Here is a 19,438-nt window from a genome sequence, read left to right on the forward strand (position 1 = left end):
CTGGTTGGTGCGCTTTTGCACCGATCTGTACCGGTTCCGCTTCGACGGAGGTTCCCCGCATGCCCACGCCCGTCAACGTCGCCGTCGTCTACTACTCGTCCACCGGCACCGTCGCCACGATCGCGAAGGCGATGGCCGAGGACGCCGAGCGGGCCGGGGCGCGGGTGCGGCTGCGCCGGGCGGCGGAACTCGCCCCGCAGGCGGCCATCGACTCCAACCCGGCGTGGGCGGAGAACGCGAGGGCCACCGCGGACATCCCCGAGGTCTCGCCGGACGACATGATCTGGGCGGACGCGGTGATCTTCGGTTCGCCGACCCGGTACGGGAACATCACCGCCCAGCTGAAGCAGTTCATCGACACGCTCGGCGGGCTGTGGCAGTCGGGGCAGCTCGCCGACAAGGTCTACAGCGGCTTCACCTCCACGGCCACCGCCCACGGCGGCCAGGAGTCCACGCTGCTCGCGCTGTACAACACGATCCACCACTTCGGCGGCATCCTCGTCACCCCCGGGTACACCGACCCCACGAAGTTCGTCGACGGCAACCCGTACGGCACCTCGCACATCGCCGGGCAGGGCGACATCCCGGTCGGCGAGCAGACGCTCACCGCCGCCCGCGTGCAGGCCGAGCGGGTCGTGAAGTTCACCCGGGCCATCAAGGCGGGCCTGGCCGCCGGGAACTGACCCCGCACCCGGACCGCGCACCGACCCCGTCTGCCGAGAGAAGGGCTCCCCCACCATGCCGCTCCACCGCGGTGCCCACCCGGACCAGGCCGAGCCCTCCGACGAGCGGCGCAGGCTCGCCCTGAACCCGTTCTTCGGCGAGGCGGACCCGACAGCCGCGATGAACACCGCGCCGCCCCGGCACCGGCTGCCCGACGGGCCGCTGCCGCCGCTCACGGCGTACCGGCTGGTCCACGACGAGCTGATGCTCGACGGCAACTCCCGGCTCAACCTCGCCACGTTCGTCACCACCTGGATGGAGCCGCAGGCCGGCCTCCTGATGGGCGAGTGCCGGGACAAGAACATGATCGACAAGGACGAGTACCCGCGCACCGCCGAGCTGGAGAAGCGCTGTGTGGCGATGCTCGCCGACCTGTGGAACGCGCCCGATCCGGCGGCGGCCGTGGGGTGTTCGACCACCGGGTCGAGCGAAGCGTGCATGCTCGCGGGGCTCGCCCTGAAGCGGCGCTGGGCCAAGCGGAACGCGGACCGCTATCCGGCGACGGCACGGCCCAATCTGGTGATGGGCGTCAACGTGCAGGTCTGCTGGGAGAAGTTCTGCAACTTCTGGGAGGTGGAGGCCCGGCAGGTCCCGATGGAGGGCGGTCGCTTCCATATCGACCCGCAGGCCGCCGCCGAGCTCTGCGACGAGAACACCATCGGGGTCGTCGGCATCCTCGGCTCCACCTTCGACGGGTCCTACGAGCCGATCGCCGACCTCTGCGCGGCCCTGGACGCCCTCCAGGAGCGCACCGGGCTCGATGTCCCGGTCCATGTGGACGGGGCGTCCGGCGCGATGGTGGCGCCCTTCCTCGACCCGGACCTGGTGTGGGACTTCCGGCTGCCGAGGGTCGCGTCGGTCAACACCTCGGGCCACAAGTACGGCCTGGTCTACCCGGGGGTCGGCTGGGCGCTGTGGCGTACGGCGGACGAGCTGCCGGAGGAGCTGGTCTTCCGGGTCAACTACCTGGGCGGCGACATGCCGACGTTCGCGCTGAACTTCTCCCGGCCCGGGGCGCAGGTGGTCGCGCAGTACTACACGTTCCTGCGCCTCGGGCGCGACGGTTACCGGGCGGTCCAGCAGGCCTCCCGGGACGTGGCGCGCGGGCTCGCCCGCGCGGTGGAGGACCTCGGCGACTTCCGGCTCCTCACCCGAGGGGACGAGTTGCCGGTGTTCGCGTTCACGACGACCGCCGAGGTCCACGCGTACGACGTGTTCGACGTGTCGCGCCGGCTGCGGGAGCGCGGCTGGCTGGTGCCCGCGTACACCTTCCCCGCCAACCGGCAGGACCTGTCGGTGCTGCGGGTGGTGTGCCGCAACGGCTTCTCCTCCGACCTGGCCGAGCTGCTGGTCGAGGACCTGAAGCTGTTCCTGCCCGAACTGCGGGCGCAGAAGCACCCGGTGAGCCATGACCGGCCGGCGCCGACGGCCTTCCACCACTGAGGCGGCGGCCCGCCGCTACCGGCTGAGCCGCGCGAACCTGCCTACGGCCAGCGGGAAGAACACCGCGATGATGGCCACCGGCCAGAGCACCGCGAGGAGCCCGGCGTGCTCGGCGGCCCAGGAGCCGGTGGCGCCACCGGGGTTGCCGAACAGGTCCCGTACGGCGGTGGCGGTCGCGGACATGGGGTTCCACTCGACCACCGCGCCCAGCCAGCCGGGCATCGACGCGGGGGTGGCGAAGACGTTGGAGAGGAAGCCGACCGGCCAGACCAGGATCTGGACCGCCGTGACCATCTCCGGCCTGCCCGCCACCATGGCGAGGTGGATGCCGACCCACAGCATCGCGAACCGCAGCAGGAGCAGCAGCCCCACCGCCCCCAGCGCGGCCGCCGCCCCGTTGTGCCAGCGCCAGCCGACCGCGTAGCCGACCCCGGTCATCACGGCGAGCGAGAGAACCGACTGGAGCATGTCCGCGGCGCTGCGGCCCACCAGCACCGCCCCGGTGACCATCGGCATCGAGCGGAAGCGGTCGATGACGCCTTTGCCGAGGTCCTGGGTGACCGCGAGCATCGTGGCCTCCAGTCCGAAGGCCATGGTCAGCGCGAGCATCCCGGGGACCAGGTACTCGGTGGGGTCGCCCGGCACGCCCCGGCCGCCGCCCACCAGATAGGTGAACATCAGCAGCAGCATCACCGGGAACACCAGGTTGACGAGGGCCCCCACCGGCTGCCTGGCCCAGTGCGCCAGTTCGCGGCGGGTCATCGTCCAGGAGTCGGCCAGCGCCCAGCCCAGCCGGGAGGCCGCCCCGCCCGGTCCGGGGGCCGTCGTCGTCGCCGCGCTCATGCCGCCACCTCCGCCTTCTCCGTACGCCGCTCCTCGCCGGGCCGCCCGGTCAGGGAGAGGAACACCTCGTCCAGGGTCGGACGGCGCACCGCGATGTCCTCCGCCTCGATGCCCGCCTCGTCCAGCACCCGCACCGTCCGGGTCAGGGCCGCCATCCGGTCCGGCGCCGGCGCGCCGATCCGCCGCCGGTCAGGGTCGAGCGTCAGGTCCTCCCCGCCGAGCAGCGCGGCCGCCTGAGCCAGCCGGGACGCGTCGCGCAGCACGACGTGGATCCGGTCGCCGCCGACGCGGGCCTTCAGCTCGTCGGGGGTCCCCTCGGCGACCGCCCGGCCGTGGTCGATGAGGGAGATCCGGTCGGCCAGCTGGTCCGCCTCCTCCAGATACTGAGTGGTCAGCAGCACCGTGGTGCCGCCGCCGACCAGGGACCGCACCGCGTCCCACACCTCGGTGCGGCCGCGCGGGTCGAGGCCGGTCGTCGGCTCGTCCAGGAACAGCACGTCCGGATCGGTGATCAGCGACGCGGCCAGGTCGAGCCGCCTGCGCATGCCGCCGCTGTACTGCTTGACCGCCTTGCGGCCGGTGTCCGCGAGGCCGAACCGCTCCAGCAGCTCGTCCGCCCGGCTGCCGGCCCGGCGTGCGCCCAGGTGGTACAGCCGCCCGAACATCTCCAGGTTCTGCCGTCCGCCGAGCTGTTCGTCCACCGCCGCGTGCTGCCCGAGCAGGCCGATCCTGCGCCGCACCTCGCCCGCCCGCTCGCGGACGTCGAGGCCGGCCACGGTGACCCGGCCCGCGTCGTGGCGCAGCAGCGTCGACACGATCCGTACGGCGGTGGTCTTGCCCGCCCCGTTCGGGCCGAGCACCCCGTGGACGGTGCCGCGGCCGACGACCAGGTCCAGTCCGTCCAGGGCGCGTTTCTCCCCGTACCGCTTGTGCACTTTGTCCATGATGATCGCTTCCGTCACGTTCCCCGCCGCCCTTCCACGCCTCACCACACCTGTAGTCAAACTTGACTAGCAGCTCGAAGGTAAACCCCGATCCAGCATTCGTCAAACTTGATCAGTCGTTGTCACCGGGGTCGGGCACACCGGTGGCGTAGGGATTCTCCTCACCGTCGGCGAGCACCCCGACGAACGGGTCGCCCTCGCCCGCGAAGGTGTACGCGCCGCCCTCGATACGGGCGACCAGGCCCCGGGTCCACTCCGCGCCGCTGTCCGCCGAGTGCACCCACAGGTTCATGATCTCGCCGATGTGGCCGAGGGATTCGGGACCTTCCTCGGGGGTGTAGTACTCCGTGACCGCCCTGCGCCACTCCCGGATGCCCTCGATCCGCTCCTTGAGCAGCGCGACCGCCTCCTCGCGGGGCAGGTCGACGATGAAGCCGACCGCCGCCGAGAGCACGTCCATGTTCCGGTCGTAGGAGCGGATGGCGTCCCGCAGCAGGGTGCGGTACTCCTCAAGCCCCTCCTCCGTGACCTCGTACTCGGTGCGCGGCGGGCCGCCTGCCGTGGAGGGGGCCGTCTCGTGCGCGAGGAGCAGTCCCTGCTTCGCCATCTGCTTCAGGGCGTGGTAGATCGACCCGGGCTTGGCGTTGGACCACTCGTGCGCGCCCCAGTACTCCAGGTCGTTGCGGACCTGGTAGCCGTGCGCGCGGCCGTGCATGCGCACCGCGCCGAGGACCAGCAGCCGGATCGCGGACATGGCACTCCTTCGTATTCAACTTTGACTAGGGTAGCCCCGCCCGCTTGCGTCCGGGCCGCAGGTGTGCCCCGCACCCGGACGGAGGGCCGACAGGGCCGCGACCACGCATCCGGCCGCCGGCGCCGCCCGCACCACGCCGCGACGGCATTACGCGTCCCGGGCGGTGGCCCCGAGGAACGCCGAGGCACCCGTGGGGCAGGTGGCGGCCCGCCCCGGGCCCGGTACGGCGGCCGATCCGCGGCGGCGCTTCCCTGCGGCGCCGGGCGTCTCACCGGCCGCCTGCCGCACCACGTTCCGGGGTCCGGCGCGCCGGTCGTGACGGGGCCGGGCCCCGGGGCGCAACCGGCTCGTCAGTAGGGGAAGACCGAGCGGCCGTGCTGGATCGACATCCACCGCTGCGTGGTGAACGCCTCCACCACGGCTTCGCCGTTCAGCCGCCCCACCCCGGACGTCTTCTCGCCGCCGAAGGCGACCAGCGGATCGTCCTGCACGGTGGAGTCGTTGACGTGGAACATCCCGCTGACGATGCGCTGGGCGAACTGCACGCCGCGCTCCGCGTCCCGGGTGTGCACCGCGCCGCTGAGACCGTACGGGCCCTCGTTGACGATCCGTACGGCCTCCTCCTCGCCGTCGAACGTCATCAGCAGAGCCACGGGGCCGAGGATCTCCTGCTGAAGCAGCGGGGAGTCCTCCGCGAGGCCGGTGAGGACGGTCGGTCCGACGACGTTGCCGACGGTCCGGCCCCGGACGAGGGCCGTCGCGCCGTCCGCGACCGCCCGGTCCACCAGGGCGTCCAGCGCGTCGGCCTGGAAGGCGTTGATGACGGGCCCGATCCGGGTCTCCGGGTCCCTCGGGTCGCCGGCCCTGAGCGCGGCCACCTCGGCGGTGAACCGCTCGGTGAACTCCTCGGCCACCGACCGGTCCACCAGGATCCGGTTGGCCGCCATGCTGACCTGCCCCTGGTGCAGGAAGCGGCTGAAGACGGCGGACCGGACCGCGTAGTCGATGTCGGCGTCCTCCAGCACCACCAGGGCGCTGTTCCCGCTCAGTTCGAGGATGGTCCGCTTGAAGGCGCCGGCCGCCGTGGCGGCGATGTGCCGGCCGACCCGGTCGGAGCCGGTGAACGAGATCACCTTGGGCACGGGGTGCTCGACGAACGCGTCGCCGATCTCGGCGCTGTCGGTGATCACCACATTGAGCAGCCCGGCCGGAAGCCCCGCGTCCTCGAATATCTTCGCTATCAGTCCGCCACCGACGACCGGGGCGTTCTGGTGGGGTTTCACGACGACCGCGTTGCCGAGTGCCAGGGCGGGCGCGACCGACTTCATCGTCACCAGAAAAGGGAAGTTGAATGCGCTGATGACCCCCACGACGCCGACGGGCAGCCGGTAGAGCCGGTTCTCCCGGCCGTCCCCCACGGCGGGCAGCAGCCGCCCGGTGGGCCGCAGCGCCTGGCGGATCGCCTCGCGCAGGAACTCGGTGGCGCTGTCGACCTCGTACCGCGCGCGCGGCCGGGTGCCGCCCAGTTCGTCGATGATCGCCTCGGCGATCTCCTCGGCGCGCTCGCCGGTGATGCGGAGCGCGCGTTCGAGGACGGCACGCCGCTCGTACGGGTTGACCCCGGCCCATTCCCGCTGCGCCCGCTCGGCGGCCCGGTAGGCCCGGTCGACCTCCAGCGCGGTGGCCACGGTGACGGCGGCGAGTTTCTCACCGTTGTAGGGATTGAAATCGATGATGTCCCACGAGCCGCTGCCGGTCAGCCACTCGCCGTCGATGTACTGGTGGGCCAGTTCATGGAAGAAGGACATGCAATCCCTTACTGCAGGCTTCGCAGACTCCTGATGCGACGTCATCGTAACGAGAAATTACGTCAGTTGGAGTAGACCGCGCAGAAGATCCCGGCTCTCTTCCGGAGCCGGGCTCTCCTGGGCGAGGCCCGCCATCGCCTTTTCGTACTGCGCGACTTCTTCGGGCTTGTCCAGATAGAGCGCGCTCGTCAGCTGCTCCAAATAGACAATGTCCGACAGATCGGATTCCGGAAAACGCAGCATCGTGAATGAGCCGCTCTCGCCCGCATGGCCGCCGTGGCTGAAGGGCATGACCTGGAGCGTGATGTTCGGCTGCTCCGACATATCGATCAGATGCCGCAATTGGGCGCGCATGACCTCACGTTCACCGTACGGACGACGCAGCGCCGCCTCGTCGAGCACGGCGTGGAACGCGGGGGCGCGCTCCGAGACGAGGGCCTTCTGGCGCTCCAGGCGCAGGGCGACGCGGCGGTCGATCTCGGCGGGCGAGGCTCCGCGCATCCCGCGCGAGACGACGGCGTGGGCATACGCCTCGGTCTGCAACAGCCCGTGGACGAACTGGACTTCGTAGATACGGATGAGGGAGGCGGCGCCCTCCAGGCCGATGTACGTCTGGAACCAGCCGGGCAGCACATCGCCGTAACTGTGCCACCAGCCCGCCACATTGGCCTCACGGGCCAGGCCGAGAAGGGAGTCGCGCTCCGCCTCGTCGGCCACTCCGTAGAGCGTGAGCAGGTCCTCGACGTCCCTGGCCTTGAAGCTCACCCGTCCCAACTCCATGCGGCTGATCTTCGATTCGGAGGCCCGGATCGAGTAGCCGGCCGCCTCACGGGTGATACCGCGCGACTCCCGCAGTCTCCTGAGCTGAGAGCCCAGGAGGATGCGCCGCACCACCGATCCACTCGACTCGCCTGCCGACACTGGCCCGACCCTCCCCATCGCTCACGCTGACACCGGAGCCCCCCGGAACCCCGACTGCCGGATTCTGCCACCAAAACGCTTCAGCCCGTACTCATTCGATTACGGAAATGAGAAGACGTCCGGAAAGCTCCGAAACTGACCCCGGGAAGAAATGCCCTGTAACCACCACGGTATCGGGCAGGTCCGGCGCGTGCACGTGCATCTGCCCTTGCATCTGCTGTGCGCATTCGGAACCATGGTCCCCGCGCACCTGCGTGCTCGTGTTGTGCCGCTGTACCCCCCGCAGTACCGCTACAGGCAGTGCCGCTACAGCCGCGAATCCCGGGAGTGCCTCGTATGGGGACGAATGGATCGACGATGCTCGAGCCGTTACGGCAGGGGCTTCCCCCCACCGACCCCTCAGGGGTTGCCGGATCGGCCTCGTGCGCTCTGCCCGCGCGTTACGAAGCGGTCGGCGGGGCACGGAAGTTCACCCGGACCACACTGGAGCGGTGGGAGCTGGGCGACCGGTTCGACGATGTCGCCCTGGTGGTGTCCGAACTCGTCACCAACGCCCTTCGCCACGCGCTGCCCGGCGACCCGCCCCGGGAGTTCCAGGACCCGCCGGTGCGCCTGCATCTGATGCGGTGGACCTCGCGGCTGGTGTGCGCGGTGCGCGACCCCAGCCGGGAGAGCCCGGTGGCGGGCGAGGCGGCGGATTCCGCCGAATCGGGCCGCGGACTGTTCCTGGTGGAATGCGTCAGCGACAGCTGGGGCTGGCACCCCTCTCCCGTACCGCTCGGAGAACTGCCTTCGGGACCGCTGTACGGCAAGGTCGTCTGGGCCCTTTTCCGGCTGCCGGAGAAGACGGAGTAGGCGTCACGGAAGCCCGGTCCGGCCCCCTCACGGGCCGGACCCGGCGTCAGGCGCCTGCCGCGAGGTGGTCGAACTCGCCGTCCTTGACGCCCAGCAGCAACGCCTCGATCTCCGCGGGCGTATAGACGAGGGCGGGCCCGTCGGGGTGACGGGAGTTCCGCATCGCCACATCCCCTCCTGGCAGCCGCGCGAACTCCACGCAGGATCCCTGGGAGTTGCTGTGCCTGCTCTTCTGCCAGACGACTCCGCGAAGCTCTGTGGCCGCCATGCCGTTGTACACGTGGTGCACAGGACGCTCCCCGAGTTGCAAGGTGCAAGTGTCAACTAGCTCGGATCATAGCTCTGTTCATATGCCAATGCATGAGCAGATGCACGTGCACGGCGGGTGTTCCTTTGATTACAAGACGAACGGCGCGCCTATTTCGCTCCCTCTTACCGGAGTTGATCCGTGTGGACCTTGGTAACGTGGCGCGGTCTTTCGACCGGAAAACAGCAAGGGGGAACTCCACGTGACCAGGTTTCTACGCACCGGCGCCATCGCGGTGGCCGCTCTGGCCGCATCGTTCGCGCTGACCGCCTGCGGCAGCGACGGCCCGAAGAAGGAGTCCGACGCGGACGCGCCGGCGAGCGCGACGCCCGGCACCGGCGAGGACTCCGGGGAGTCCGGCGGGAGCGCCGTCGACACCGCCGCGCTGGAGGGCACCTGGGTGGGGCTGACGGACGGCAAGAACGTCACTGTGTCCATCGCCTCCAGCAAGGTCGCCCTCGTCGCCGACCAGTCCGTGTGCCAGGGCGACGTGAAGGACATGGGCGGCGAGCCGATGCTCGCGCTGAAGTGCACCGACGGCGGCACCGAGCGCACGATGGGCGCGATCGACTCCGTCGACGGCTCGAAGCTGGTCGTCTCGTGGGACGGCGGCGCCAAGGACACCCTCGCCAAGGCGGAGGCGGGCAAGCTGCCGAGCGGCATGCCCTCGCTGCCCGACCTGGGGGACCTGCCCGAGGTCCCCGCTCCGTAAGGCCGCCGCCCGACCCGCCGGGGGCGCTCAGCTCTCGGCGAGGACGCTGCTGACGCGAGTGGAGCCGCCGCGCTCGTCCAGGGCGCGGGTGAACTCCTCCAGCGCGTCCAGGAGCAGCGCCGCGCCCCGGCGCACGACCGGGTCGCCGACCGGTGTCGTGCCGTCGTCCGTCGGGGTGGGCATGTCCCAGTGGGCCACCGCGTCCACCACCGGCTGCCAGTCGGGCAGCCGTCGCTCCCGTACCGCCCTGGCGCCCTTCTCGGTGGCCCGGCGCAACGCCTCGGCCAACTGGGCCGCGCCGGGCACCGGGTCGGCCGACCGGGCCGGCAGATGGGCTTCCAGGACCATCGCGGACCGGCCCAGCTGGGCCAGCGCGTGCTGGGCGTCGGTGGCGGCGGCCCGGGAGATGCCCCGGTGGCGTACGGGTTCGTGCTGGGCGGTAGCCAGCGCCTCCTGCCACGCGACACGGGCCTCCCGGGTGGCGATCAGCGCTTCCCGGACCTCCTCGTCGTCCCGGGAGGCGGGGTCGGCGTACCGGTCGACGACCGCGGCCGCGTACCGCCCGTCCGCCACCAGCCACTCGGCCAGCCGGTTGCGCAGCCTCGGGGTCTCCCAGGCCGGGTAGAGGGCGTACGCGATCATCGCGAGGAGTCCGCCGACGAGGGTCAGCACGATGCGTTCGGTGACGGTCTGGGACCAGTCGTCGCCGGCCATGCCGAGCAGGAAGACGACGTACGCCGCGACGCAGACCTGGCCGACCGCGTAGCCGGTGCCCATCAGCAGGTACATCAGCCCGGCGCAGATCACCGCGAGGAGCGCGGAGAGCCGGGCGTCGGGGTGGGCGGTCTGCACGATCGCGGTGGCGAGCCCGACCCCGACCAGGGTGCCGCCGAAGCGTCCGGCGGAGCGGGCGTACGTCTGGGAGAACTCGGGCCGCATCACCATGACGGCGGTCATCGGCGCCCAGTAGCCGTGGCCGAGCGGGACGGCCTCGCCCACGAAGTAGCCGGAGACGGCGACCACCGCGACCCGGATCGCGTGGCGCAGGATCGGCGAGCCGGGGTGCATCTCGCGGCGCATCGCGGTCAGCACCACCGGGACCAGCCTCAGCAGCGAGGGCCGGTGCCGGGTGTCCGGGGCGAGGTCGGTGGGGATCCCGCTGTCGGTCCCGGTGCCCTCCGCGATCTCCAGGACGTCGTCGAGCAGGGCCGCGAGCCGGTCGGCGGCGCGACGGGCGGGGCCGACGAGGATCACGTCGTTGTCGGGGGTCTTCAGGACGCCCAGGTCGGTGGCGGAGAGGTGGACGGGCTCGCCGTGCCGGACGGCCCGCGCCGCGGCGTCCAGGACCGATCCGGCCGCGCCCAGCAGCTCGTTCACCCAGAGCCGCTCCAGGCCGTCGCCGGGCACCCCCATCGCCGGGTCCGCCAGCGAGGCCAGTACCGGGCGCAGCCGCTCGGCCACCCCCCGGGCCCCGTGCAGCTCGGCGGGGCGGCGGCGGGCCTCGCGCCGGGTGACGGCGGCGGCGCTGCGGGCGGTCATCAGGGGCAGCGGGTCGAAGGGGGCGACCGGGTCGTGGCGCAGCCGGCGGGCGTAGTCGGCCTCGGCGGCCAGGGCGTCGGCGAGCGCGTCGCGCTGGGCGCCCCATCTGCGGACGGGGAAGAGGACGATGAGCGCGGCCTGCACGAGGCCGCCGACGGCGATCATCGCCGCGTGGGCGGCGGCGTCCACGACCGAGGTGGGCAGGGTGATCGTCACCAGCATGATCGCGACGTTGGACGCGGCGATGATGCCGGCCGTGGGGCCCGCCGCCCAGGCGAGCCCGGCGAGGAAGGTCCAGAGGCCGAGCAGGCAGAGGAAGAGCACGGCGTGCGCGCCGCTGACGTACCCGACGAACGTCGAGACGGCGAGGCTCGCCCCGGAGACGAGGGCCAGGACGGGGCGCGGCCGCCAACTGCGCTGGAAGGTGGCGATGGCCGCCTGGAACGCGCCGAACGCGGAGCTCGCCGCGATCTCCGGACCGAACAGCACGAGGCCGGCGCCGACGACGAGGGCGAGTCCGGCCGCACCGCGGAAGGCGATGAGGGGTTCCAGCTTCTGCCGCTCGATCTCCAGCCCCGAGCGGGCGGTCTCCTTCAGCGCCCGGAGCCAGCTCATGGGCCGAGCCTAACGGTGCAGTCCCGGACAAGCCCGACTTACGCCGTGATTTCTCCGTCGGGTCGGTGGGATGTGCCGCCCCGCGCGCCTCCCGTCCGGGCCCGGTCGGCGGCCTCGGTGCCGTGCGTCCAGCCCGCCAGGTCCGAGACCCCGCGGAGCCGGGTGGTCGTCGTCCTCGGGAACATCCGCTCGGCGGTGTCGGCGACCGCGACGTCCCGGGCGGCGAGGACGGGAAGCAGCCCGCCACCGGTACCGCCGTCCCCGCCCGTACCGGTGTGCGCTTCCACCGTGATCCGCTCGGCTTCCTCGGCCAGCCGTCGGCCGAGGCGCTGGGCGTACCCCATCCAGAACGCCTGCCGGAAGGTCTTGGTCCGCTTACGGCCCCCGGCGCGCTGTCCGGCCTCCGCCCGGGTCATCGCCGTCGCCCCCTGGACGAGCAGCGAGGTGAACAGCAGCTCGACCGCCTCCAGATCCGGTTCGAAGCCGACGACCGTGGAGAAGCCCAGGTCCTCGTTCCACACGGCCCGACAGCGGTTCGTGGAGGCGACGGCGTCCAGCAGGACCGCCTTGGCGCTCTCGTACGGGGGTTCCACCCCGATCCGGCAGGCTCCCGGCGTCTCGCGGCTCCGCGTCCGGACGGCGAGGAGGGCCTCGTCGATGGTGTGCCGGGCCATCAGCTCCTGCGCCTTGGTGGTCAGTGCCTCGGCCTCCTCCGGGAAGCCGGTCGCCTCCGCCTTCGCCAGCAGCGCCCGGATGCGGGTGAGCATGCGGGGCTCGTCGGCGGCGGGCGGCCGGTGCAGCCGGTCGGCGGCGGCGCCGGGCGGCGGCCCCACGGGCTCGATGGCGGGCAGCCGCAGCAGCACCCGGTAGAGCTCCAGCAGATCGGCGGCGTAAGCGAACCGGTCGGGTCGGTTGCGCGGTACGGGTGGCGGAAGCTCGGCGAGCTGCTGCCGCCACCGGGGCGGCAGCTCCGGGTACCGGGCGGTCTCGGCGGTGATCAGGGTCCCGGCCAGCGCCGCCCGCCGCTCGTCCAGCTCCCGGCGGACGAACCGGACCAGGTCGGCGGGGTGCCAGCCCCGCTCCCACGCCCGGCCCACGAACTCCTCACCGCGCCGGTGCGCCGCGTCGTCGGCGTCCGGGGCGGCGGCGAGCAGGGAAGCGCCGGTGTCCAGGGCTGCGTCGCCCTCCGCGTAGAGGGCCGCCGCGCACGCCCGGTCGATCACGGATTCCATCCGGCCAAGGGTAGGCGCGCGGCTGCCGGGCGTTGTCAGTGGCGGGTGCCAGACTCGCACCCATGACCGAACGGTGGGCGGTGGCGGCCGCGGACGGGGACGGGGCGTTGCTCGCGCCGCTCGCCCGGGACGGCACGCCCGCCGGCCCCGCCGGCCCCGTCGTCGCCGAGCCCGATCTCGTGGAGGCGGTCCGCTCCCGCCCCGACGTGGTGCGCTGGGTGTGGCGGTCGACCGCCGCGATCTACCCCCGGCTGCTCGCCGCCGGGGTCCGGGTCGAGCGGTGCTACGACATCGAGTGCGCCGAGCTGCTGCTGCTCGGCCACGCCGGGCGGCTCGGCGAGCCCCGGTCGGCCGCCGCCGCGCTGGCCCGGCTGGACCATGCGCCGGTGCCGCCCGATCCGCCGGCCCGGTCCGCCGAACCGGGCGCGCAGTCCTCCCTCTTCGAGCCGTCGCCCGGGACCGGTGTGCCGTTCGAGGGGCTCCTGCGGGTCTACGCGGACCAGCTGCGCCGCCATGACGCGGCGGAGCACCCGGACCGGATGCGGCTGCTCACCGCGTCGGAGTCGGCGGGGATGCTCGTGGCCGCCGAGATGCACCGGGCCGGGCTGCCCTGGCGTGCCGACGTCCACCGGGCGGTGCTGGACGGGCTGCTGGGCGAGCGGTACGCGGGCGGCGGCGAGCCCCGCAGACTCGCCGAGCTGGCGGACGAGGTGTCGGCGGCGTTCGGCAGACGAGTGCGCCCGGATCTGCCCGCCGATGTGGTGAAGGCGTTCGCGCAGGCGGGCATCCCGGTGAAGTCGACCCGGCGGTGGGAGCTGGAGGGGCTGGACCACCCGGCGGTCGCACCGCTGATCGCGTACAAGAAGCTGTACCGGATCTGGACCGCGCACGGCTGGTCCTGGCTCCAGGACTGGGTGCGCGAGGGCCGCTTCCGCCCGGAGTACCAGCCGGGCGGCACGGTCAGCGGCCGCTGGACGACCAACGGCGGCGGGGCCCTCCAGATCCCCAAGGTGATCCGGCAGGCCGTCGTCGCCGATCCGGGGTGGCGGCTCGTCGTCGCGGACGCCGACCAGATGGAGCCCCGGGTGCTGGCGGCGATCTCCCGCGACCGGGGTCTCATGGAGGTGGCCGGTCATGACGGCGACCTCTACAAGGCCCTGTCCGACCGGGCGTTCTCCGGCGACCGCGAGCACGCCAAGCTGGCGCTGCTCGGAGCGGTCTACGGCCAGACCTCAGGGGACGGCCTGAAGAACCTGGCCGCGCTGCGCCGCCGCTTCCCGCTGGCCGTCGCCCATGTCGACGACGCGGCACGGGCGGGCGAGGAGGGGCGCGTGGTGCGGACCTGGCTGGGCCGCACCAGCCCGCCGGTCGCGCTGGCGGGCCAGGACGAGGAGGCGGGCATCCCCCAGGAGGACCCGGAGGACGGCCGGGGCGCCGGGGCCGCGTCCGGCGGCGGCACGGCCCGGGCCAGGGGCCGCTTCACGCGCAACTTCGTGGTGCAGGGCAGCGCGGCCGACTGGGCGCTGCTGCTCCTGGCCGGGCTGCGCCGGACGCTCTTCGAGCAGGGGCTGCGGGCGCAGCTGGTGTTCTTCCAGCACGATGAGGTGATCGTGCACTGCCCGGCCGAGGAGAGCGCCGCCGTCGCCGAGGCGATCCGCGCGGCGGGCGAGCTGGCCGGGCGGACCGCCTTCGGTGAGACTCCGGTGCGGTTCCCCTTCACGACGGCGGTGGTGGAGCGGTACGCGGACGCGAAGTGACACCCGGGGCGCGGCGTCTCGGCCCCGCGCCTGTGGCCTGCGGCCTACCGCTGCTGGAGCTTGGGCCACTCCGGGCTGACGACCAGGGCGGTGAGCTGGTCCAGGGTGAGCGCGGGCGCCGTGCGGGTGGCGGCGCTCGACTGCTCGCCGGAGTTGAAGGCCGAGACGACGACCCGCATACCGTCCGGGCGCATGCTGTCGGCCGTCCACATGACGACCCCCGAGCCGCCCTCCTCCCCGGGCTTCTTCGAGGTGGCGAGCAGGGTGCCGTCGGGCAGGGTGGTCGCGTCGCGGTACAGCTGGTCGGCGACGTCCCGCATGTCCTGCTGCACATTGACCTGCACGAGGGAGCGGCCCTTGCCGTCGTTCACGACGACCGAGGCGAACTCGCCCCCGCTGCCCGTCACGTCCGTCACGGTCAGCCCCTCGGGCAGCAACCCGCGGAAGGTGTCCATCAGAGCCGCGTAATCGAGCGGCGGCGCCGGCTCCCCGGCGTCGTGCGTTCCGCGCGAGGCCGGGGCGGCAAGGGCTCACCGGTGCCCGCACCCGCCGTGGGGGTGTCGGTGGCGCCGGCCGTCGGCGCGTCCGACGGCGAGGGGGTCACCGTCGCGGCGTCCCCGTCCGGGGCCGCCGGCGTGGGCGTGGCGGTCGCCGTCGGGAGCGTGCCGGTCGCCGGTGCGAGCGTCGGAGTCTGGCCGACCGGTCCGCTGCTCGCGACGTTCACCCCGCCGCCGGAGGTGCCCGACTGGCCTGTGGCGAAGGTGACTCCGCCGCCGACGAGGGCCAGGGTCAGCACACTTCCGGCCACGGCGGCGCACGGTGCGCCGCCCCTGTTCCAGCGCGCCGTCCACCAGGGCGGCACGGCCGGACAGCTCGAAGGTCTCTCCGGCACGGCGCAGTTCCGTACCGAGGCTGTCCTCGAACGGCAGCTCGTCTTCGCTGGGCATGGGGAACCACCACTTCTCGTATCGGATTGCTCGACAGTTTCGACGGCCCGCGGGCGCGGTGGGCCGGGGGGCGGGGAGTGCCCGTACGTCAGCGGGCGGCGAACTCCGCGATGCTGCCGCCCAGCTGTTCCCGCAGCCGTCCGAGCGCCCGCACGCAGCGGGTCCGTACGGCGGCCGGGCTGACCTGGAGGGCGGCGGCGGTCTCCTCGATGCTGCGGTCTTCCCAGTACCGCAGGACCACGACCGCGCGGTCCTTGGGCGCCAGTTGGGACAGGGCGCGCAGCAGCGTCATCCGCAGCGCCGGATCGTCGGGGTCGGCCGAGGCGCCCTCGGGCAGTTCGGCCAGCGGGCGTTCGCTCGCGGAGCGGCGCCGCCGATGGGTCAGGAACGTCCTCACCAGCACGGTCTGTGCGTACGCGGCCGGGTCGTCGATCCGGCGGGCGCGGCCCCACGCCACGTACATCCGGCTCAGCGTCTCCTGCGCCGGATCCTCGGCGAGATGCACATCACCGCTGGTCAACAGGCAGGCCGAGCGGAACAGATGGCCGGCCCGGCCGGCCGCGAACACCCTGAACCCGTCGGTACGCGCAGCCTTCATGCTCTCCCCCGTCCACCCACCCGTTCCGCCCTTCCTCCTCCACGACGCGACGGGGCCGGGCAAATGTTTCGGACGGTCCGCGAGAACTTCTCCCGGCCGCACACGGAGAAGCGCCCCGTTCACGCGCCGGACGGCGTGAACGGGGCGCGGGCGGTGGTGCGCGCTCGCTGTTTCTGCTCTCTACCCGCGTTCCCACAACGCGGGGACGTTCGGCGGCTCCCAGCCGGAGATGGCCTGGTGCGCCTGCAGACAGCGGTAGGCGACCCCGCCGTAGGTCACGCGGTCGCCCGCGCGGTAGGAGGTGCCGGAGGCCCAGCTGGTCCCCGGCTCGGTGGGTGGGTCGGTGGGCGGATCGGTCGGAACGGGCGTCTGGGCCACGTCCAGGACGAAGTCGAAGGACCCCTGGCGCCCGTTGCCGACGTTGCGGACGTTCATCAGCAGCTCGGGGTCGAACAGGGCGTCGGTGTTGTTGCGCGGCTCGTTCGGGAAGTACAGCTGGGTGGTGAGGATGCGGCCGCCGGGCGCCTGCGCCTTCACGTGGATGTGGCGCGTACGGCCCGGGTAGAGGCCCGGCACGATCGTGGTGAGGCTGAACGAGCCGTCCGCACCGGTGAACTGGTGTCCCCGGAAGGCGAACTGAGCCATGTCGTAGGCCCCGTTCGTGTCCGCCTGCCAGAAGTCGAGCAGGGCCCCGGAGACGGGCCGGCAGGCCCGCCCGAAGACGTAGCCGCTCACGGTGAGCGGTACGCCGGGGGTGCCGGGGGTCACCAGGCTGGTGCGGCGCGGCGAGTTGGGCTTGAAGTACGGCCCCTCCATCTGCGGCGGCGTCGTGTCGTCGCCGTCGTCGCACTCCGGGGTGGGGGCCAGGGGACCGCTTCCGGTGGAGGCGGCGTCGCGGGCGAGCGCGACGCCCCCTCCGGCGAGCAGGGGCGCGGCGCTCGCGACGAGCGCGGCCTTCAGGAGGCCTTTGCGGCTGATCCGCCGCCGGTCGCCCGACGCCTCGTCGGAGGCGCCCGGGTCGTGCGGGGTTGCGTTGTCCATGGGTGGGGTCATAACGGTTTCCTCGGAGTCCTCGGGGGGCCTCGACGCGGGGAGGCGGGAGGCGGGGAGGTTCAGGAGGTGCTGTTGCGGGGGTGCCGTCCCGGGTCCGGGACGGTCAGATCCGCTGCCAGAGGGCGGGGACGGCAGCAGGGGTCCAGCCGGGCTGCGCCGTGTGCGCCTGGAGGCAGCGGTAGGCCGCTCCGTCGTACGTCACCGTGGCTCCGGCGGCGTACGCGGTGCCGGCCGCCCAGGTGCCGCCCGGCGGGTCGGTCGGCGGCGTGGTCGGCGGGTCAGTGGGCGTCCCGCTGGTGACCAGGGTCAGCCCGTACGCCTGGAGCAGCGGGTTGAGCGGCTGGAAGTACGTCGTACCTCCCGACGAGCAGGTGCCCGAGCCGCCGGAGGTGACGCCCTGCGCCTGGTTGCCGGAGATGTACGAGCCGCCGGAGTCGCCGGGCTCCGCGCAGACGCTGGTGCGGGTCACGCCGGAGATGGTGCCTTCCGGGTAGGTGACGCTGGTGTTGAGCTGCTGGATGGTGCCGCAGTGCCAGCCGGTGGTGGAGCCGGAGCGGCAGACCGAGGCGCCGACGACGGAGGCGGTGGATCCGGCCACGGTGACGTCGCCCCGCCCGTAGCCGTTGACCGTCGGACGCGGGGTCCAGTTGGCGTTGGTGGCGACCCAGGCGTAGTCGCGGCCGGGGAAGGTGGAGCCCTGGAAGGTGCCCTGGGCCTGCTGGTTGAAGCCGTTGGTGGTCGTGCCGACCCGGCCGCAGTGGCCCGCCGTGGCGAAGCCGTCCTGTGTGCCGCGCTTGACGGAGAAGCCGATGGAACAGCGGCCGGAGCCGTTCATGTAGTACGCGTCGCCGCCCCGGAGGTCGGCGAAGGTGCGGGGCTTCTCGGCGGAGCGGGCGACGGTGACGAGGGAGCTGTCGACCCCGGCCGCCTTGCGGAACGCCGTTCCGGCGGCGGTGTTCGCGGCGTTCACGACGACCCGGTTGGCCTCGACGTCGACGTACCAGACGGGCACGTCCTTCGGGGCCTCGCGCCGGGCTGCCCGGTCGAGGCTCTCCTTGACGCCTTCGAGCCGGTCCAGGCTGTGGGCGACGACCTCGGCCCGCGCCCCGGCCCCGGTGATCCGGGCGGTCTGGGAGGCGTCGGTGGTGGAGACGGTCAGGGTCGCCCGCGCGCCGCCGACCCGGGCTCCGGCGAAGTCGGCGCCGAGGGACTTCTCCAGACCGGCGGCCACGGCCGCGGCGCGGTACTCGTTCGCCATCCGGCTCCGGGCGTCGTCCGCGTCCAGGCCGAGGTCGCGTTCCATGGCGGCCAGCAGTCCGGGCGACAGGCTGTCGGCGGAGACCGGCGGTGCGGTGCTGTCCGCCGGGTCGGCGGACGCCACGCCGGTCAGCCCGGCGAGGGCGAGCGCACCCACGGCCACCGTGGCGGTGCCGACGGCGAGGGCGCGTCTGCGGAGCGTGGTTCTCTCCACGTGACTCTCCTTGGTTCAGGGGTGTCCCGATCCGGCGGGGGTTGGTCCGGACCAGGGAATTGCCGAAACCGTAGCGGCGGTGACACCCGGCACAGGAGATCCCGTTCACCCCCCTCCCTCCGCGTTATGGGGGCCGGACGCCCTCGGGAGCCGGAAGCCGTCTCCCCTTCGGCGGAGCGCCCGGGTAGGTTCGCCCTCATGCACACAGGGCAACTTCTGGGCTCGGGACGCACCGCCGACGTGTACGCACTCGACGGCTCCTGGGTCCTTCGCCGCTACCGGGACCGCTCCGACACCACGGAGGAGCTGGCCGTGATGAGTTACGTCAGCGCCTTCGGCTTCCCGGTGCCGCGCATCGGTCCGCCCGCCCGGGGGGCCCGCCCCACGGACCTGGTGCTCCAGCGGCTGACCGGCCCGACCCTGGCCGAGGCCCTGCTGGCGGGGCGGCTGGAGGCGGCGGAGGCGGGGGCCCTGCTCGCCCGTCTGCTGCGGGAGTTGCACGCGATACCGCCCCGGGTCTCGACGAACCCGGAGGACTGCGTGCTCCATCTGGACCTGCATCCGGAGAACGTCATGCTGACGGCTCAGGGCGCGGTGGTGATCGGCTGGTCCAGTGCGGCGGAGGGCCCGCCCGGACTCGACCGGGCGATGTCGGCGCTCGCCCTGGCCCGGATCGCACTGGACCCGGCGTTCCCGGCCGGGGCCGACGTACGGCCGCTGCTGGCGGCGCTCCTCGCCGAACTCGCCGACGACGGGGGCGCGTCGGCCGCCGATCTGGCACTGGCCCGGACCCGCCAGCGGCAGAACCCGTATCTGACGGAGGCCGAACGGGGCCGCCTGGACGAGGCGGTGGACCTGGTGCTGGACCAGTCCAGCCCCTCCGGCGGCTGAGGAGCGGGAGCGCGGGAGCGGAGCC

At 72.9% G+C, this 19,438-nt stretch carries 19 protein-coding genes; 6 read left to right on the top strand and 13 right to left on the bottom strand.

Going from position 1 to position 19,438, the window contains the following annotated elements; genetic code table 11:
* Window positions 1-59: 59 nt before the first annotated feature.
* Both wrbA and RNL97_RS14450 read left to right on the top strand, forming a co-directional pair.
* Window positions 60-683: an NAD(P)H:quinone oxidoreductase gene (gene wrbA / locus RNL97_RS14445; RefSeq protein WP_030581808.1), complete on the top strand. Its 624-nt coding sequence runs from the start codon at window positions 60-62 to the stop codon at window positions 681-683.
* A gap of 55 nt (window positions 684-738) precedes the next feature.
* Window positions 739-2,166 (top strand): glutamate decarboxylase, encoded by a 1,428-nt coding sequence (locus tag RNL97_RS14450; RefSeq protein ID WP_030581811.1) that lies wholly within the window; start codon window positions 739-741, stop codon window positions 2,164-2,166.
* Window positions 2,167-2,181: 15 nt separating this feature from the next.
* Here RNL97_RS14450 and RNL97_RS14455 read toward each other — a convergent pair whose 3' ends face one another.
* The 5 genes from RNL97_RS14455 to RNL97_RS14475 all read right to left on the bottom strand — a co-directional run bounded on the left by RNL97_RS14455 (window position 2,182) and on the right by RNL97_RS14475 (window position 7,436).
* Window positions 2,182-3,009 (bottom strand): ABC transporter permease, encoded by an 828-nt coding sequence (locus RNL97_RS14455; RefSeq protein WP_030581814.1) that lies wholly within the window; start codon window positions 3,007-3,009, stop codon window positions 2,182-2,184.
* Window positions 3,006-3,971 (bottom strand): ATP-binding cassette domain-containing protein, encoded by a 966-nt coding sequence (locus tag RNL97_RS14460; RefSeq protein WP_313750769.1) that lies wholly within the window; start codon window positions 3,969-3,971, stop codon window positions 3,006-3,008. Before RNL97_RS14460 ends, RNL97_RS14455 begins: the two co-directional genes overlap by 4 nt.
* A 94-nt stretch (window positions 3,972-4,065) precedes the next feature.
* The gene (locus tag RNL97_RS14465) at window positions 4,066-4,707 is read right to left on the bottom strand and encodes a PadR family transcriptional regulator (RefSeq protein WP_030581820.1); all 642 of its coding nucleotides are present in this window, start codon (window positions 4,705-4,707) and stop codon (window positions 4,066-4,068) included.
* A 350-nt stretch (window positions 4,708-5,057) separates the two neighbouring features.
* The gene (locus RNL97_RS14470) at window positions 5,058-6,515 is read right to left on the bottom strand and encodes an aldehyde dehydrogenase family protein (RefSeq protein WP_030581822.1); all 1,458 of its coding nucleotides are present in this window, start codon (window positions 6,513-6,515) and stop codon (window positions 5,058-5,060) included.
* Window positions 6,516-6,572: 57 nt separating this feature from the next.
* On the bottom strand, window positions 6,573-7,436 hold the full coding sequence (locus RNL97_RS14475; RefSeq protein ID WP_313750770.1) for a helix-turn-helix domain-containing protein: 864 nt from the start codon (window positions 7,434-7,436) through the stop codon (window positions 6,573-6,575).
* A gap of 357 nt (window positions 7,437-7,793) precedes the next feature.
* Here RNL97_RS14475 and RNL97_RS14480 point away from each other — a divergent pair, with 357 nt between their 5' ends.
* Window positions 7,794-8,291, top strand: a complete 498-nt coding sequence (locus tag RNL97_RS14480) for an ATP-binding protein (protein ID WP_006125557.1) — start codon at window positions 7,794-7,796, stop codon at window positions 8,289-8,291.
* 46 nt (window positions 8,292-8,337) lie between these two features.
* On the opposite strand, the gene RNL97_RS14485 is transcribed toward RNL97_RS14480, so the two are convergent.
* Entirely contained in the window at window positions 8,338-8,580 is a 243-nt protein-coding gene (locus RNL97_RS14485) for a DUF397 domain-containing protein (protein WP_010063707.1), read from the bottom strand.
* 220 nt (window positions 8,581-8,800) lie between these two features.
* Between RNL97_RS14485 and RNL97_RS14490 the strand changes: the two genes are divergently transcribed.
* The gene (locus RNL97_RS14490) at window positions 8,801-9,310 is read left to right on the top strand and encodes a hypothetical protein (protein ID WP_030581832.1); all 510 of its coding nucleotides are present in this window, start codon (window positions 8,801-8,803) and stop codon (window positions 9,308-9,310) included.
* Window positions 9,311-9,337: 27 nt separating this feature from the next.
* Here RNL97_RS14490 and RNL97_RS14495 read toward each other — a convergent pair whose 3' ends face one another.
* Together RNL97_RS14495 and RNL97_RS14500 are read right to left on the bottom strand one after the other, a co-directional pair.
* On the bottom strand, window positions 9,338-11,464 hold the full coding sequence (locus RNL97_RS14495; RefSeq protein WP_030581835.1) for an FUSC family protein: 2,127 nt from the start codon (window positions 11,462-11,464) through the stop codon (window positions 9,338-9,340).
* A 38-nt stretch (window positions 11,465-11,502) separates the two neighbouring features.
* Window positions 11,503-12,696 (bottom strand): DUF2786 domain-containing protein, encoded by a 1,194-nt coding sequence (locus RNL97_RS14500; RefSeq protein ID WP_030581838.1) that lies wholly within the window; start codon window positions 12,694-12,696, stop codon window positions 11,503-11,505.
* A 62-nt stretch (window positions 12,697-12,758) separates the two neighbouring features.
* On the opposite strand from RNL97_RS14500, the gene RNL97_RS14505 reads away from it, so the two are divergent.
* Window positions 12,759-14,453 carry a bifunctional 3'-5' exonuclease/DNA polymerase gene (locus RNL97_RS14505; protein ID WP_313750771.1) on the top strand — a complete coding sequence of 565 codons (1,695 nt, stop codon included), beginning with the start codon at window positions 12,759-12,761 and terminating at the stop codon, window positions 14,451-14,453.
* A gap of 44 nt (window positions 14,454-14,497) precedes the next feature.
* Here the strand turns inward: RNL97_RS14505 and RNL97_RS14510 are convergent, their stop codons facing one another.
* The 5 genes from RNL97_RS14510 to RNL97_RS14530 form a co-directional block, all read right to left on the bottom strand.
* Window positions 14,498-14,908, bottom strand: a complete 411-nt coding sequence (locus tag RNL97_RS14510; protein WP_234313387.1) for a hypothetical protein — start codon at window positions 14,906-14,908, stop codon at window positions 14,498-14,500.
* Window positions 14,908-15,261, bottom strand: a complete 354-nt coding sequence (locus RNL97_RS14515) for a hypothetical protein (protein ID WP_243314293.1) — start codon at window positions 15,259-15,261, stop codon at window positions 14,908-14,910. The genes RNL97_RS14510 and RNL97_RS14515 overlap by 1 nt, the downstream gene beginning before the upstream one ends.
* A 227-nt stretch (window positions 15,262-15,488) precedes the next feature.
* Window positions 15,489-15,998 carry a SigE family RNA polymerase sigma factor gene (locus RNL97_RS14520; RefSeq protein ID WP_030581843.1) on the bottom strand — a complete coding sequence of 170 codons (510 nt, stop codon included), beginning with the start codon at window positions 15,996-15,998 and terminating at the stop codon, window positions 15,489-15,491.
* Between the two features lie 180 nt (window positions 15,999-16,178).
* The gene (locus tag RNL97_RS14525; RefSeq protein ID WP_030581846.1) at window positions 16,179-17,039 is read right to left on the bottom strand and encodes a dioxygenase family protein; all 861 of its coding nucleotides are present in this window, start codon (window positions 17,037-17,039) and stop codon (window positions 16,179-16,181) included.
* A 115-nt stretch (window positions 17,040-17,154) separates the two neighbouring features.
* Complete coding sequence (locus RNL97_RS14530) at window positions 17,155-18,522, bottom strand: alpha-lytic protease prodomain-containing protein (RefSeq protein ID WP_030581849.1); 1,368 nt, start codon at window positions 18,520-18,522, stop codon at window positions 17,155-17,157.
* A 198-nt stretch (window positions 18,523-18,720) separates the two neighbouring features.
* Between RNL97_RS14530 and RNL97_RS14535 the strand changes: the two genes are divergently transcribed.
* A complete protein-coding gene (locus tag RNL97_RS14535; RefSeq protein ID WP_030581852.1) occupies window positions 18,721-19,413 on the top strand; it encodes a phosphotransferase in 693 nt (230 codons plus the stop codon).
* Window positions 19,414-19,438: the final 25 nt, after the last annotated feature.

The organism is Streptomyces parvus, assembly GCF_032121415.1.
Classification (GTDB): Bacteria; Actinomycetota; Actinomycetes; order Streptomycetales; family Streptomycetaceae; genus Streptomyces; species Streptomyces globisporus_A.